The 15,675-nt window shown below is 68.2% G+C and carries 14 protein-coding genes; 9 read left to right on the forward strand and 5 right to left on the reverse strand.

Annotated elements, in window-relative coordinates; genetic code table 11:
* Positions 1-186 precede the first annotated feature (186 nt).
* On the reverse strand, positions 187-1,134 hold the full coding sequence (locus DA69_RS08255) for a flagellin (RefSeq protein WP_025978214.1): 948 nt from the start codon (positions 1,132-1,134) through the stop codon (positions 187-189).
* On the reverse strand, positions 1,131-3,221 hold the full coding sequence (gene flgK / locus DA69_RS08260; protein ID WP_025978213.1) for a flagellar hook-associated protein FlgK: 2,091 nt from the start codon (positions 3,219-3,221) through the stop codon (positions 1,131-1,133). The genes DA69_RS08255 and flgK overlap by 4 nt, the downstream gene beginning before the upstream one ends.
* A gap of 406 nt (positions 3,222-3,627) precedes the next feature.
* Here flgK and DA69_RS14900 point away from each other — a divergent pair, with 406 nt between their 5' ends.
* The 5 genes from DA69_RS14900 to mnmA all read left to right on the forward strand — a co-directional run bounded on the left by DA69_RS14900 (position 3,628) and on the right by mnmA (position 9,080).
* Positions 3,628-5,055 (forward strand): flagellar hook-length control protein FliK, encoded by a 1,428-nt coding sequence (locus DA69_RS14900; RefSeq protein ID WP_235599137.1) that lies wholly within the window; start codon positions 3,628-3,630, stop codon positions 5,053-5,055.
* Positions 5,056-5,057: 2 nt separating this feature from the next.
* A complete protein-coding gene (locus DA69_RS08270) occupies positions 5,058-5,804 on the forward strand; it encodes a flagellar hook assembly protein FlgD (RefSeq protein WP_025978212.1) in 747 nt (248 codons plus the stop codon).
* A gap of 12 nt (positions 5,805-5,816) precedes the next feature.
* Positions 5,817-7,265: a flagellar hook protein FlgE gene (locus DA69_RS08275; protein ID WP_025978211.1), complete on the forward strand. Its 1,449-nt coding sequence runs from the start codon at positions 5,817-5,819 to the stop codon at positions 7,263-7,265.
* Positions 7,266-7,451: 186 nt separating this feature from the next.
* Complete coding sequence (locus tag DA69_RS08280; protein ID WP_025978210.1) at positions 7,452-7,736, forward strand: DUF1153 domain-containing protein; 285 nt, start codon at positions 7,452-7,454, stop codon at positions 7,734-7,736.
* Positions 7,737-7,847: 111 nt separating this feature from the next.
* Complete coding sequence (gene mnmA / locus DA69_RS08285; protein ID WP_025978209.1) at positions 7,848-9,080, forward strand: tRNA 2-thiouridine(34) synthase MnmA; 1,233 nt, start codon at positions 7,848-7,850, stop codon at positions 9,078-9,080.
* Between the two features lie 3 nt (positions 9,081-9,083).
* On the opposite strand, the gene DA69_RS08290 is transcribed toward mnmA, so the two are convergent.
* Positions 9,084-9,578, reverse strand: a complete 495-nt coding sequence (locus DA69_RS08290) for a winged helix-turn-helix transcriptional regulator (protein ID WP_025978208.1) — start codon at positions 9,576-9,578, stop codon at positions 9,084-9,086.
* Between the two features lie 166 nt (positions 9,579-9,744).
* On the opposite strand from DA69_RS08290, the gene DA69_RS08295 reads away from it, so the two are divergent.
* The 4 genes from DA69_RS08295 (at position 9,745) to DA69_RS08310 (ending at position 12,973) form a co-directional block, all read left to right on the forward strand.
* Positions 9,745-10,581: an acyl-CoA thioesterase gene (locus DA69_RS08295; protein WP_025978207.1), complete on the forward strand. Its 837-nt coding sequence runs from the start codon at positions 9,745-9,747 to the stop codon at positions 10,579-10,581.
* A 74-nt stretch (positions 10,582-10,655) separates the two neighbouring features.
* Positions 10,656-11,846 (forward strand): thiolase family protein, encoded by a 1,191-nt coding sequence (locus DA69_RS08300; RefSeq protein WP_025978206.1) that lies wholly within the window; start codon positions 10,656-10,658, stop codon positions 11,844-11,846.
* Positions 11,847-11,892: 46 nt separating this feature from the next.
* Positions 11,893-12,405, forward strand: a complete 513-nt coding sequence (eco, locus tag DA69_RS08305) for a serine protease inhibitor ecotin (RefSeq protein ID WP_029972665.1) — start codon at positions 11,893-11,895, stop codon at positions 12,403-12,405.
* A gap of 232 nt (positions 12,406-12,637) precedes the next feature.
* On the forward strand, positions 12,638-12,973 hold the full coding sequence (locus DA69_RS08310; protein ID WP_025978204.1) for a VOC family protein: 336 nt from the start codon (positions 12,638-12,640) through the stop codon (positions 12,971-12,973).
* Between the two features lie 3 nt (positions 12,974-12,976).
* Here DA69_RS08310 and DA69_RS08315 read toward each other — a convergent pair whose 3' ends face one another.
* Entirely contained in the window at positions 12,977-13,900 is a 924-nt protein-coding gene (locus tag DA69_RS08315) for a hypothetical protein (protein ID WP_025978203.1), read from the reverse strand.
* A gap of 60 nt (positions 13,901-13,960) precedes the next feature.
* Positions 13,961-15,637 (reverse strand): sensor histidine kinase, encoded by a 1,677-nt coding sequence (locus DA69_RS08320; protein ID WP_235599138.1) that lies wholly within the window; start codon positions 15,635-15,637, stop codon positions 13,961-13,963.
* Positions 15,638-15,675 lie beyond the last annotated feature (38 nt).

The following is a 15,675-nucleotide window of genomic DNA, read 5'->3' on the forward strand; positions in this document are numbered from 1 at the left end:
CTGACACAGGCCCGTTCGCGCGCCTACGCGGCTTAAAGCTATGCTTTTCGCCGGACGTCAACGACTGATGACAACTCTTGATCTCTTCCGGCCTTGCTGAGCGCAAGCCAAGCCCTCCCCCGTCACGGCGCAGCTTTGTGAACGTCGTGGGGCGATTTTTGTTCAGAGGCGTCGAAAAGCAAAGGCCTAGCGCAGATAGTCCAGCAGCGAGACCTGCCGCAGTTGGCTGATCACCTGGGCCGAAGCCTGCAGGGCGACCTGGGCCATCTCCAGCTCCACAACCGCCTCGGCCATGTTGGCGTCAGTCTTGCCAGACAGGATAGTGTCGACCGAGATCTTGCGCGCCTCCTGCGACTCCAGCAGGCGGTCCACCCGGTTCTGCATTCCGCCGTTGGCGGCCTGCAGTTCAACGACGCCCTTCGCCGCCGCCTCGAAGCGCCCCATCTGCGTCGTCAGAAAGGCTTTCTGCGCATCGGTCATCTGTCCTTCCAGCGGCGCCGCCTCATGGGCCAGCTGAATGTCGCGGAAGATGGCGAACAACTCCGCCCCCATAGCGTCGGCCAGGAAGCCGGTGTCCATCGACACGTTCTCGTCCAGCCAGGACGATTGCTTCAGCTGATCGTTGCGGAAGGCGGCATTCTCATCAGGCAAAGCGGCCAGCTTGGCCATCATGGTCGCGCCAGGCTGGCCAGGGATGTCAGGCAGGTCCGCGGGCGCGCGGTCAGAAGCCCCGCCGCCGAACAGATATTTGCCCTGATGCTTCATGTTCAGCCCGTCCTGAGCCTCCATGAACAGGCTTTCCAGCGAGCCCATCAGCGCGTCCATGCGTCCGGCCGCGATGGCGTCGGCAAGGGCCTGGCGCGCGGCGGTCGCGGCGTCGGCGACGCGGTCCATCGCCAGGTCCTGGGTCTCCAGCCGGGCGGCGACGGCCTTGTTGGTGTCGATGAAGGTCTGGATGCGGGTCTGGCTGGACTTCAGCGCGCTGACCGTTTCCGATCCCCGCCCGAAGCCGACCAGATCGGTGGCGTTCTTCTGGGTGTTGACCTTCTTCTGGGCCGTCTCGGCGCGCGACTGGGCCGACATCAGGTCCAACAGGGCCGATTGGTAGTTTCCAAAGGTCGAGACGCGGGTCATCGCACCATCCCCAGCAGGATATCGTACATGTCCTTGGCGGCCTGAACCATGCGCGCCGAAGCGTTAAAGGCTTGCTGATAGGTGGTCATCAGCACCAGCTCCTCGTCCAGATTGACGCCTTCGACCGAGGTTCGCCGCGCCGTCGCCTCCTTGGCCAAAGCCGTGGCGCTGACGGCGCTGTTCTTGGCCATAGCGGCGCGGCTGCCGATTTCGCCCGATAGTTCGGACGCATAGCGCGACAGCGACATGGAGCCGCCCGCCGATCCGCCCGCCGCCGAGAAGGTCGTGGCGTTCTCGCCCGCCGCGGCCAGAAGCCGGGCGCCGCGCGCGTCATTCCGGCCGACGACGGCCGTGCCCAGACCGCCCGTGGCGTCCGCCTTGGCGAAGGCCATCAGCGCGGGATCACGCACAATGTCCGCCCGGACTGAAAAGGCGTCCGCACGCGAGGCGCGCGCCCCGCCCAGGCCGAACAGGGCGCTCATCGATACGCCGGACGGAACCTGAGTGGTGCGGTCCTGCAGCACCGAAAGCTGGGCTCCGGAACCGGGCCGGGGCGTGAACGCCATCTCGCCCGCCGCATTGAGGCTGAAGGTTCCCATGCGTCCGGCGCCCGTCATCGGGTCGTTCAGCGCGGCCAGCAGGCTGGTCATGTCGCCGCCCGCGGGGACCGCCACCTGGACATCGCGCAGCTTGGCGCCCGCGGCATCGCTGAAGCGGAAGGTGATGGTCTCCCCCGCCGGGAAGCCATGCTGCGACGCGCCCGTCATGCCGGTTTCGTACATCGCCGGCTGGTCGGTGGAGATCAGGTCGTTCAGGCCGAAGAAGTGCGAAAAGCCTCGCCCGCCCTTGTTCGTCGGCGCGGCGGGGTCGTCGACCACCACGACCCCCGTGCCCGGGGCGCCCTCGATTTTCAACCGCCCGTCGACGAAGCTGGCGCTGCCGTTGGTTCCCAGCTGGGCGTTCAGATCGGCCAGGAAGGTCGCCGGGTTCGCCGTCGCCAGATCCAGGTCCACCTTGTGCAGGGCGACGCCCTGGTCATTGGTGATGACGATGGAGGTCCGGCCGGTGAAGCCCGCCAGCGCGGTCTCCAGCGACTGGCCCATATTGCGCCCGGTCAGGCTGTTCGGCGGCGGCGCGGCCGAGGAGGCGTTGTGCGCCCGGTTCAGTTCGTCGGCCAGCCGCGACATCAGTTCAGCCAGACGCTCGGCCGTGGCCGGGGCCTCGCCGTCGCGCAGTTCCAGCAGGCCCTTGATCTCGCCCGACCCCAGACCCTCGGCCAGAGAGCGGGCCTTTCCGGCAGGCGGCTCTATGACCGTGATCTCGTTGAACACCGTCTCGGCCGCGACAGCGCCCGCGCGCACATAGTCCAGCTTGGCCGCGCCCTGCCCCGCCAGCAGGATGCCGGCGCCGGTGCGGATTTCGACCCCGCCGACCGCGCGGCCGGTGATGCGAACGTCCATCAGGCCGGACAACTGGTCGATCAGGGCGGCCTGCGCCGTCTGGGCGCCGGATGAGTCCGCATTGACCACCGTGGCCTTGGCGATCTCGACGTTCAGTTTTTCGATCTGCTCCAGCAGGCTGTTGGCCGTCTCGACCGCGCTCTTGATGCGGGCGTCGGCGTCTTCGCGCACCGACTGGATCTGACTGTTGATGCGGGCCGCTTCGTCGAACAGCCCTTGGGTCTTCCAGATGGCGTCCTGACGCGCGGGACCGGAGGTCGAATTCTCGGCCGAGGCGGCGAAGGCGGCGAAGACGCTGTCGATCTGCGAGAAGAAACCGCTGTTGGCGCCGGGGTCGCCGAACATCGACTGGATGCGGTCATACAGTTCATAGCGCACCGTCTGGCGCCCGGCGTCGGCGCTGGCGTTCAGGCTGGCCGCCTGAAGGAAGCGGTCGGTCGCCAGGCGGATGCGGGCGATCTCGACGCCGGCGCCGACGCCCTGACTGGCCCATGACTGCTGGTCGGCGATCTTGCGGACATAGCCGGGCGTGTTGACGTTGGAGACGTTGTCCGAAACCACCCGCAGCTGCGTCTGGGCCGCATTCATGCCTGAGGTGGCGATGTTCATGATCGAGTTGAGGGACATCAGACGGCTCCTGCGCCCAGGCTGATCGATGGGCGGATCGACGGGCGCGCGCTCGGCAAGCCTTGCAGGCAAGCGTGCAGATCTTGCCCGGCGAATTGAGCGGGTCTTCTGACCATCTCTTTGATTTTCCTCGACATCGGCATTCGGCCCCTGTGCGTTCACAGGTGAGGGAGGCAAGGCGCGGGCCAATTCGCGCGGCGCCGTCTTCGCCCGGCAAAAAGCGACAGGCGCGGCAAGAAGCGCCCGGCGTTGGAGAGGGCTAGCAGCGTGCCGTCGAGATAGAACCCTGCTTTATATCAACGAGTTAGCGCCTACACCTGCATTTGGCCCGGGGCTTGCGGAGGCTTTGCCGAATGACCCAGGCGCAGCAGGCGCCGCCCTACCGACCGAAAGCGCCTGCCTCCGCATGTCCGCCCTCAGCATCCTGTCTGTCCTGACGCCCGCCGCCCCCGACGGCGCGGGCCCGGACGCCTCGATCGAGGCGGCGGCGGACAGCGCCATGTTCGCGGACCTGATGCTTAAGGAAGAAACGGGCGAGGCCCCAGCCGCCGCTCCCTCGCCCGTCAGGGCGCCCGCGGCACAGACTGAGCCTGAGGACATGGGCGCGGCCATCGTCATGATTCCGATCTGGTTCGCTCCGAAGCCTGAGCCTCAACAGCTGGCCGTCAGCGAACCGGCGCTGGCAGGTGAAAGCGACAGCGCGCCGCTGCACGCGCCCCCCGCGCCCGAACAGCCCGTACCAGAACAAATCGCCGGTGCGTCGCCCGAAGCAGAGGCGCCGAACGCAGACGCGGCCCCCGTCGCCGCGCCAATCGCTCCATCCGCACTTTCGCCGTCCGCCCTTTCGGCCCCCGTCGGTCCGGCGGTCGCTGCGACGCCCGCTGCGACTGCGCCTGCGGCCGACTCCCTGGCCGGCCCCGTGGCCGCAGCTAAGACGACGCCTCTCCTCGTCGCCGAAGATGCTGAAGCCCCGCCTGACGCCGCGCCTGCCGAGGGCGAAGAGCTGGCCGAGCCTCCCGCGCCCGCCCGTCCCGCCTCGCCTGCGTTGTCCAGCCCGATCCCCGCCCTGCCGGGCGTGACCGGCTTCCGCTCGGGCGCCGGAGAGCGACTGGCCTCAGCGCGCGAAGCCATCCCAGCATCAGCCTCGGCGGAGGACGGCTCGGAGCGGTCTTCGGCCGAGCGCCTCACGTCAACCGATAATCCGACGGCCGCCACAGCGCCCGCCGCTCGCCCCTCCCCCGCAGCATCGCCTGCTGCGCCAACCGCGCCCCCGCCCGCGCTCGCCCCGCCTTCGGCTGACGCGGACGCGCCGGTTCCGCCCCCGGCCTTCGCCGAAACGGTCGGGCCCGAGGCGTCTGCCGCGTCGCGCGACCTCGGCCTGTCCCATCTGTCGCGCGCCACGGTCGAGACCACCGCCCAGATCGCCGCCCAGATCATCAAGAAGCTGGACGGCCGCTCGACCCGCTTCGACATGGCGCTGACGCCCGAGGGTCTGGGCCGGGTCGATGTCAGCCTTGAGATCGAGTCCGATGGTCAGGTCACGGCCCGTCTGGCCTTCGACACCCCGGCGGCGGCGGCCGATCTGCGCGCCCGCGCCGATGAACTGCGTCGCCAGCTGATGGAGGCGGGGCTGCACCTGTCGAGCGACGACCTGGAGTTCGCCGAGCGCGACCCCTCGTCCGGCTTCGGCGGCGGGGCCTTCGAGCGCCAGCCCGACCGCCGCGCCTTCACCGGCGCCGCCCGCCTGGCTGCAGAGGCCGATTCTCTCGTTCCGCCGCCCAGCGCCTGGACATCCCTTTCCCTGACGCCTGACCGCGTCGATCTGAAGGTCTGACGATGGTTGACGCCGTCTCCACCAACAACGCCGCAGGCCGGGTGAACGCCGGGGGCCAGATGCTGGCCTCCAACTTCCAGACCTTTCTGTCGCTGCTGACCACCCAGCTCAGGAATCAGGACCCGCTGTCGCCGGTCGATTCCAACGAGTTCACCGCCCAGCTGACGCAGATGGCGGGCGTCGAGCAGCAACTGCTGACCAACGACCTGCTGACCGGTCTGCTGAAGGCCCAGCAGGGCGACGGCCTGACCGGCGCCGCGCCCTATATCGGCAAGGACGCCACCGCCGTCTGGTCCGCCACCCGCTTCGAGGACGGCGAAGCCAGCTGGAGCTATGAATTGGCGTCCGATGCGACCGACGCCACGCTTCAGGTGCTGGACGCCTCGGGCAAGGTGGTCTGGAGCGGCCCGGCGCCGGACAAGACCAACGGCCTGCATGACTTCAAGTGGGACGGAAAGACCACCGGCGGCGGCCAGGTGGACGATGGCGGCGTCTATACGCTGAAGGTCGTCGCCAAGGACGGCGCGGGCAAGGATGTCGGCAGCCAGGTGCTGATCCGCGGCCGCGTCACCGGGGTCGAGATGTACGACAACACCCCCTTCGTCGTCATCGGCAAGTCGATCATGCCGGTGTCCAGCCTGATTGCGCTGGAGGAGCAGAAGGCCGCCGCCAAACCCGATTCCAACGAGGACGCGGGCGCGCTCAGCGCCCTGGCTTCGAAACTCAACCCCTTCAATCTTCTCTCGTAAGGAACCCCAGCCATGAGCATCAACGGCGCCATGCTGGCCGGCGTGTCCGGCCTGACCGCGAACGCCGCGGCCCTTTCGACGATCTCGCAGAACATCGCGAATGTGAACACGGTCGGCTACAAGCGTGCGGCGACGGAGTTCTCCACCGTCGTCAACGCCCAGACCCAGGGCGTCGGCTATTCGGCCGGCGGGGTGCAGGCGACCGCCCGTCACTTCATTAGCCAGGCGGGCCAGCTTCAGCGCACGACCTCGGGCACCGACCTGGCCATCGCCGGCCAGGGCTTCTTCGTCGTGACGGAAAAGTCCGAGAACCTAGCCCTGTCTGACGCGCGCCTGTTCACCCGCGCCGGGGCGTTCAAGATCGACGACCTCGGCTATCTGCAGAACACCTCGGGCCTGTATCTTCAGGGCTGGCCGGTGGCCAGCGACGGCACGGTCAACGCAGACCCCTCGGACATGAGCCGCCTGCGCACCATCAACGTCGGCTCGGTCGGCGGCGCCGCCGAACCGACCACCCGGGTCAGCCTGAACGCCAACCTGAAGTCCAGCATCGAGCCCGACGCCGCCGCTCTGGCGCGATACGCCGCGGGCGAAACCATGGCCGCCTACAAGGCGGACGCCGTGCCGCCGGTCGGGGTCAAGCCTGACTTCGAAATCTCCATTCCCGTGTCGGATTCCAAAGGCGGTCAACAGAACCTGACGGTCGCCTTCCTGAAGGGCGCCAACCCGAACGAATGGCACGCGGAAATTTATGGGCCTGCCGGCAAGGTCATGAATGCCGACGGCACCCCCATGACCATCAACGCCCCGATAAAGAGCGGCATCGTCAAATTTACCCAGGACGGGCGCCTGGATACGTCCTTCACCGGGCCTGCCGCCCTGTTCCCCGACGCCACCAACGCCACCATCACGCTGGGCGCCTCGCCGACGACGCCGCCGACGCCGCCGATCCCCGGCGCGCCGACGCCGGACGTGCTGTGGGACACCGATCTAGGCGTCGCCAGCCAAACCATCGCCATTGATCTGGGGGCTTCCACTGGCGGCCTGACGCAATACGACAGCACCTCGATCGTCCAGGCCACCTATACGAACGGCACCGCCTTCGGGAATCTGACCGAGGTGAAGATCGACGAGGCCGGCTTCGTCACCGCCATCTTCGACAACGGCGTCATGCGCAAGATCGCCCAGGTCGCCTTGGCCACCTTCCCCAGCGCCGACAGCCTGACCGAAGTCGCGGGCAACGCCTTCCGGGTCAGCCAGAACTCCGGCACCTTCAACCTGAAGGCCCCCGGCACGGGCGGCGCAGGCCTGTTGGGCGCGCAACAGCTGGAAGCCTCGACCGTCGACCTGTCGACCGAGTTCACCGGCCTGATCACCACCCAGCGCGCCTATTCGGCCTCGTCCAAGATCATCACCACCGCCGACGAGATGCTGGCGGAGCTGATCAACATCAAGCGCTGATCGGCCAACAGGAATCCATGAGCAAGGTCTCGTTAGACTCGATGAATCCTTCCTTTAGGCGGCGCAGAAGGCGCCCGGCCGGACGGATGCGTCTTAGCCATTCCTTCACCACGACGCTTAAACGCCCTTTAGCGGGCGGGGGCCTAGCCTGCGCGTCTATGGTGGTGGTGAGAGAGGCTTAAGCCCATGCTGCAAGAGCGACGCCTTAACAGTAACGGCGAACAGTACGTGGTCGGGCCGACGGGCACGCCCCTGACCCTGCGCGACCTTCCGCCCTCGGACACGAACCGCTGGGTCATCCGGCGCAAGGCCGAGGTGGTGGCCGCGGTGCGCGGCGGGCTGATCAGCCTGGAAGACGCCCTGGAGAAGTATCGCCTGACGGCCGAGGAGTTCCTGGCCTGGCAGAAGGCCATCGACAAATGGGGCATGCAGGGCCTGCGCACCACGCGCATCCAGAGCTACCGCGACTAGGCTTTTTCGCCTGACCGCATGATCACGGCCGCTCCAGAAACGGGGCGGTCTTTTTCATTGGCGCGCCATCGTTTTAAGCCAGGCCTCGAAATCGCGCGCCTTAAGGCCTAAATGGCGGCGATGACTATGGACGCCCTGACCGACGACATCCTCTGCCCCGTTCCCGACATCGCCCCCATGTCGCAAGCCGACATGGACGCCGCGATCGAGAGCGTGCGTCAGGCCGTGGGCCTGCCCGCCGGCGCGCGCGTGGTCGCCGCCATGTCGGGCGGCGTGGACTCCACCGTCGTCGCCGCCCTGCTGCACAAGGCGGGCTATGACGTGGTGGGCGTGACCCTGCAACTCTACGACCACGGCGAGGCGCTGAAGAAGAAGGGCGCCTGCTGCGCCGGTCAGGACATTCACGACGCCCGTCTGGCCGCCGATCTGATCGGCATCCCGCACTATGTCCTGGACTACGAAAACCGGTTCAAGGACGCGGTGATCGACCAATTCGCCGACTCCTATCTGAAGGGCCAGACGCCGGTCCCCTGCATCCGCTGCAATCAGACGGTGAAGTTCCGCGACCTGCTGGACGTCGCGCGCGATCTGGGCGCCGAAGCCATGGCGACCGGCCACTACGTCCGCCGCGCCACCCACGGCAACCGCTCGCAGATGCGCAAGGCGGTCGATCACTCGCGTGACCAGTCCTACTTCCTGTTCGCAACGACCCAGGATCAGCTCGACTATCTGCGCTTCCCCCTGGCCGATCTGGAGAAGCCTCAGGTGCGGGGCGTCGCCGCGTCCCTGGGCCTGCGCATTGCGGCCAAGCCGGACAGCCAGGACATCTGCTTCGTGCCGACCGGCGACTACCGCACCCTGATCGACCGGCTGCGGCCGCAGGGGCGCGAGGCGGGCGACATCGTCCACATGGACGGCCGGGTGCTGGGCCGCCATTCGGGCATCACCGACTACACCATCGGCCAGCGCCGGGGACTGAACGTCGCCGTGGGAGAGCCTCTGTTCGTGGTCAAGCTGGATCCCGAGCATCGCCGCGTCATCGTCGGCCCGCGCGAAGCCCTGCTGACCGCGCGCCTGACGCTGGAGGAAACCAACTGGCTGGGCGACCAGGCCACCATCGAGGAGGCCGCCCGCGACGGCGCCCCGGTGCTGGCCCGCGTTCGCTCGACGCGCCAGCCCTCCTCAGCCCGGCTCATGTTCGTAGAGGACGCCGTTCAGGTGGTGTTCGATCAGGGCGAGGAAGGCGTCGCCCCTGGCCAGGCCTGCGTCCTGTACGACCCGGCCGACGATGAGCGCGTGCTGGGCGGCGGATTTATCGCGTCCACCACGGCGGTTGCTGTCTGACGCCTACGCCGCCTTGTCATCGGCCGGCATGACCTCGCCTACGGTCGCGCGGTTCTCGGCGAAGACGACTTCGACGTCGCGCGGTCGGACCATCTCATTGCAGCAGCCGCAGGCGATGCGGGGCTGCAGGTCATGGCCGCAGGTCTTGTGACGCAGGATGATGCCCGAAGGCTCCTCTCCGTAGACATGCTTGGCGCCCCAGGCGTTCAGGGTGACCAGGACGCCGTACAGATCCTTGCCCTTGGCCGTCAGCACGTACTCGTTGCGGGGGGGACGCTCGGAATAGGGTCGCGGCTCCAGCACGCCATGACGCACCAGCGACTTCAGTCGGGCGGCAAGGACGTTGCGCGCCACGCCCAGCCGGTCCTGCCATTGCTCGAAGCGGGTGACGCCGTTGAAGGCGTCGCGGATGACCAGCATGGTCCACGGGTCGCCGATCACCTCGAGGGTGGCGGCGACCGAGCAGCTCTGGCGCGAATAATCGGCGGTGCGTCCCATTTCCCGGAAAGTGACCCCGCGTCAGCCGTTTGACAAGGGTTGCCAATCGCGACGGAGTCAGTCAGTTTCTATTTGCAACGGACATGGCCGCCCCGGGGCCATGTCCTTCCCTCGACTCGGGGGCGGCGCTGTCGCAGGTTCCGCCTCCGCTTTTCGATGTTGTGTGATGACCGAAGCCGACTTGATCCACGCTGCCTTCCGCCTGACGCCCGAGGATGAAGGGGTTCTGACCGCCACCCTGTCCGGCGAGTTCTCCAACGGCCCGATCAGCGCCCCGCCCGAAGCGGGCTTTCCCTTCGGCGGCCTGCTGGCGGCCTTGTGCGCCGGGGCCATGCGTCAGGGACTGGGGATCGAGGCGCCGCTGCGCAGTCTGACGGTCCAGTATCTGGCCGCCGCCCGTTACGGCCAGTCCCTGAACTTCCGGCCCCGGATGCTGCGGGGCGGCCGCAATGTCGCCTATTCCGTGGTCGAGGGCGGGCAGGGATCGAAACTGACACACCACGCCAGCGCCACCTATGGCGCCGACGGGCCGACGCCCGCGCCTCTGACGCCGCTGCTGGCGGCGCCGCCCTCGCTGGACAGCCTGATGGACGCGCCAGGCATCAGCGGCCCGATGGCGCCGCGCTTCGCCCAGCACGTCGACTATCGCTTTGACGGCGGCCCTAACATCCTTGGCGGCAATGAAGCCAAGCCCGTCGTCGAGCGGGTCTGGATGCGGGTGAAGGACGGGGCGCCGCTGGACGAGCTGCGGATGTGCTACCTGCTGGACGCCCTCTATCCGCCCGCCTGGACGGCGTTCAAGGCGCCGCCGATGATGACGACGGTAGACCTGCGCTGCGACTTCCTGAACGATCCGACGCCCGACAATGCGCCAGGCGGCTGGGCCTTCTTCGAATACCGCCTGCTGGACCACGGCCTGGGCTGGTCGGTGGACGAGGCCGTCGCTTGGGGCGCAGACGGCCGCCCGCTGGCCCTGGCCCGCCAGCGCCGCAAGCTGCTGTAAGCCGCCCCGCTTGCCAGCGGGCCTTCGCCTCCCCTAATCCCCCGCGAAACGATTCACTTACGGAAACGCCCCACATGACCGCCGCCGCTGATCCCGTCGTCATCTGCTCCTTCGCCCGCACGCCGATGGGCGGCTTCCAGGGCGCGCTGTCGCCGGTCAAGGCCACCGACCTGGGCGCTGTCGCGGTCAAGGCCGCTGTCGAGCGTGCAGGCGTCGCGCCTGAAAAGGTCGAGCAGATCTTCATGGGCTGCGTCCTGCCCGCCGGTCTGGGTCAGGCCCCGGCGCGCCAGACCGCCATCGGCGCAGGCCTCGGCAAGCACGTCGAGGCGACGACGGTGAACAAGATGTGCGGCTCAGGGCTCCAGGCGGCCATGATGGCGCACGACGCCCTGCTAGCCGGCACGGCCGAAGTCATCGTCGCGGGCGGCATGGAGTCGATGACCGGCGCCCCCTACCTGATGAACAAGCACCGCGGCGGCGCCCGCATCGGCCACGATGTCATCGTCGATTCCATGATGATGGACGGCCTGGAGGACGCCTACTCCCCCGGCAAGGCCATGGGCGTCTTCGCCGAGGACGCGGCGGCCCAGTATCAGTTCACCCGCGAGCAGATGGACGAATACGCCATCGAGAGCCTGACGCGCGCCAAGGCCGCCATCGCCTCGGGCGCCTTCAAGGCCGAGATCGTCCCGGTCGAGGTCGCCACTCGCAAAGGCCCGGTGACGGTCAGCGAGGACGAACAGCCCGGCAAGGCCGACGCCGCCAAGATCCCGACCCTGCGTCCCGCCTTCACCAAGGACGGCGCCATCACCGCCGCCAACGCCTCTTCGATCTCGGACGGCGCCGCCGCCCTAGTCATGACGCGCGAGAGCACAGCCAAGGCCCTGGGCCTGCCCATCGTCGCCCGCGTCGCCGCCCACGCCGCCCACGCCCACGAGCCGGGCCTGTTCACCACCGCCCCGGTCCCGGCCATGCAGAAGGCGCTGAAGAAGGCGGGCTGGTCGGTCGAGGACGTCGACCTGTGGGAGGTCAATGAGGCCTTCGCCGTCGTCGCCATGATCGCCCAACAGGAGTTGGGCATCAACCGCGACAAGCTGAACGTCAACGGCGGTGCCACGGCCCTGGGCCACCCCATCGGCGCCTCGGGCGCGCGCATCTTGTCCACCCTGCTGGCGGCGCTTCAGGCGCGCGGCGGCAAGAAGGGCGTGGCCTCGCTGTGCATCGGCGGCGGCGAAGCGGTCGCCATGGCCGTGGAACTGCCCTGATCCTGTGGCGTTGTCCGCGGTCAAGCTAACTGTGGAGACCTCCCCCTTGAAACTCCCTGCCCTGCTCGCCGCCGGCGTCGCCGCTCTCAGCCTCGCCGCCTGCGCCACGGCCCAGGCGGAAGGCGCCATGCCCCAGAACGACACTGTCGCCGGCCAGGCCGGTTCCGCTGACCTCAAGGCCTTCCCGGCTGCGACGCCGGGTCAGACCCGCCACGTCATCAACCTGCCGGCCCAGTCGGACGAGGACGCGCTGAAGGTCGAACTGATCCTGGGCAAGACCCAGACGGTCGACTGCAACCGTCAGTTCTTCGGCGGCCGCCTTGAAACCCGCACCGCCGAGGGCTGGGGCTACGACTACTATGTCCTGCCCGCCCTGGGGAACGCGGCCAGCACCCTGATGGGCTGCCCTCCGGGATCGGAGCGCCAAGCCTTCGTGACGACGCAGGAACAGCCGCTGATCCGCTACAACTCGCGCCTGCCCGTGGTGGTCTACGCCCCGTCGGACGTCGAGGTGCGTTATCGCGTGTGGCGCGCAGGCGAGACCCAGATGGCGCGCTGATCGCCGCCGTTCTTTGAAATCAGACGCGGGCGCCGGTCGGGTTCGATCGGCGCCCGTTCTGCATCAGGCCCGCGTCTTCCGTTCGCATCCCGCTGCATCAGCGAGGCCAGGCAGGCGCATCCGGCGCTCAGAACGATCATGGGCCAACTCCTGCGTTTGCGAATCATTTGCAGATTTGCGCATAGTCGGCCGTCGTGCAAGCGTCCGTCTCCATTTCTCTCGGAGAGTCGCCATGCGCGAAGACGGCAAGCTGGATTATCTCGAACTGCCCGCGACGGATCTGGCGGCGCACAAGGCGTTTTACGCCGAGGCGTTCGGCTGGCGCTTCCAGGACTATGGCCCGGACTATTCGGCGTTCAGCGAGGGGCTGGACGGCGGCTTCACCCCCGACGCCATGACGCCCAAGCCCCTGCCCATCCTCTATGCCCATGATCTGGAGGCCATGCAGGCCAAGGTCGAGGCGGCGGGCGGCGCGATCACCCACGCCATCTTCGCCTTCCCCGGCGGGCGTCGTTTCCATTTCCGCGACCCGTCCGGCAACGAACTGGCCGTCTGGTCCGAAAACTAGACCTTATTTCGGGTCCACCGTCTGGGCGATGCGCTCGGCCTCGTCGCGATCGGCGCCGTCCTGGGCCATCACCCAGACGTGGATCTCGGCGGGTTGCGCCGAGCGCTGGAAGAGGTGTTCCATTGCGATACGACGCGGGCCGTCGGTCGTCACCACGGAGATGCGGCCGCCGGCCGTCACCTGCTCGCCGTCATAGATGGGAAACTGCGACGACGGCCCAGCGTAGACCATCAGATAGGTCTTGCCCGCCTTGCGCGCCGAATAGACGTGAGCGTTGGGGCCCGACCGGCCTTCGACCAGTTGGAAGCCCGGCGGCAGGTCGATGCGGAACGGAAGAGCCGCCCGCTCTGCGGCGCTCAGACCTTGCGGCGCGGGCGCAGACGGTGCGGGCCTCGGCGTCGCCGGCGGGGCCGAGGCGGGCGGCGCCTGGGTCGTCGTCGATCGTCGAACTGGCGCCTCCTGGGCGGGTTGCGCCGGGCGGGCCAGAGTTTGGGGCTGGACGGCGGCCGGTGCGGGCGCAGAGGCGGGCGGACGACGGATCGGCTCGACGCGCTGGGGCGCAGGCGCCGGGGTCGGGCGCGGCGGAGAAACAGCTCCCGGCTCAGCCCTTGGCGGAGCGCCGTTCAGGCGACGGGTCAGTTCTTCGATCCGGGCGCGTTCTTCCGGGTCCTGGCGGGCGGCAGGCCCGGCCGGGGCCTGGGTCACAGATGTCTGGGTCGCAGATGTGTGGGTCGCAGATGTGTGGGTCGCAGGCGCCGAGGCGGGGCGTGACGGCGCCGTCGATTGCGGAGCGGGCGGGGCGCCGTTCAGGCGGCGGGTCAGTTCTTCGATGCGAGCGCGCTCGTCCGGGTCCTGCTGGGCGGCGGCGGGGGTCGCAACGACCGCCAGCGGGGCGATAAGCGACAGGGCGACGAGAGCGGCTTTCATGGCTCTGACATTGGCGGCCCGGGCCGCGCCGGGTCAAGCGGCCATATCAGCGGAGCTGTTTCAGACGCCCGGGATCTCCACCCAGAACGTCGCCCCTTGCCCGACCACGGAATGCACGCCGATATCGCCGCCCTGCAGTTCGACCAGCCGCTTGGCCAGCGTCAGGCCGACGCCGTGCCCTTCGATGCTGGAGCGATCCAGGCCCAGGCGGTTGAACGGCTCGAAAAGCTGAGCCTGCTTGTCTTCCGACAGGCCCGGCCCCCGATCGATCACCTCAATGCGGATGCGGTCGCCGCTCCATGCCGCCCGCAGAACGACCACCCCGCCCGACGCGCCGTATTTCATGGCGTTGCTGGCCAGGTTGCCGACCACCTGCGTCAGTCGCTGGGAGTCGGCCATCGCCACCAGGGCGTCGCCATCGGCGATCACGTCGATCCGCAGGCCTTCCGCCTCTGGCAACAGCGCCATGGACCGGCGCACGTCTTCCAGTACGCCGCTGACCTCGGTCGGCCGCAGGTCGACCTTGACCGCCCCGGCTTCGGCGCGCGCCACATCCAGCAGATCATGCGTCAGCGCCTCGATCTGGCGCGCCGTCTTGACCAGCATCTGCGCCATTTCGACCTGGCTGTCCGTCACCTGGCCCAGATGGCCGCCCGCCCACAGTTCGCCGATGCCGATGACGCCGCCGACGGGGCTCTTGATCTCATGAGCCACATTAGCCAGCAGCCGAGACTTGGCGGCCGATGCCCGTTCGGCGCGCAATCGTCCCTCCTTGGCGCGCTGCATCAGTTGGTCGCGCTCCTCGAGCAGGGCGGCGACCACGAGGATCGGCATATAGCCCAGCAGCACCAGAAGCTGCGCCAACAAGGCGCGATCCTCGGCTGCGAACTGATGATAGGGCCCGTGCCCCGCCATCGTGCCGCCGATGGCGACCACCGACACCATTAACAGAGCCCATGCGGCTCCGATGACGCGGAACCTTACCGCTGCGAGCAGGATCAAGGGCAGCAGCAAGAAGCCGAACGGCAGGCTAAGATGGGAAAAGAGCGCATAGCAGGCTCCCCCGAGCAGGGCGCCGAGGCCGAGACCTTCGGCCAGTCGCGCCGGTTGCTTCAACACTCGCCAATGCGCCTTGCGCAGGCTCAGCCCGACGACGCCGATCACGGCGAATCCAAGGGCGTGGCCGCTCCACCAAATGCGGAAGGCGTCGAGGGAATCCTGTCCGCCCACGTTCGCCACAGCCACACAACCCAGCAACGCCGCCGGAAGAGGGGCGATGGCGCATATGGTCCAAAACCGGGCTAGCCCCTGGACGCTATCGACGTGCAGGCCCGTCACCATTCGGCGCGTCAGCACGACCGCAAGCACGATTTCCAGCACATTGCTCAGGGTGAACAGGGCCGAAAGCCACAAAGGGTTTCCGGCCAGTATCTCGCCCGCGAACACCCCCGCCGCCACAACGGCGCCGAAACCCAAATCGTATTGAAGACCGCGGCCGCTGCGCAGCCAGGCGGCCATCGCCAGCCCGCCTGCGCCCCACAAGCCGGCGATCAGTCCGTTGGTGCGAGCGAAGCTGATCGCCAACACCACCAGGATCGCGACGCCCAGCGCCGTCAGGATGGGCGCCAGCGGCTGGCGGAAGAAATCAGCGTTGGGCGGGACCTGGGTTTCAACCCCGATCGCCCCCTTCGCTGTCGCTTCCAGTGCGACCTCACTCCTGTGGAGCGCGCGGCTCATGCTCATCAATCCGGCCCAGAATTAGAGTCTCGGGACCT

The organism is Brevundimonas naejangsanensis (assembly GCF_000635915.2).
Taxonomy (GTDB): Bacteria; Pseudomonadota; Alphaproteobacteria; order Caulobacterales; family Caulobacteraceae; genus Brevundimonas; species Brevundimonas sanguinis.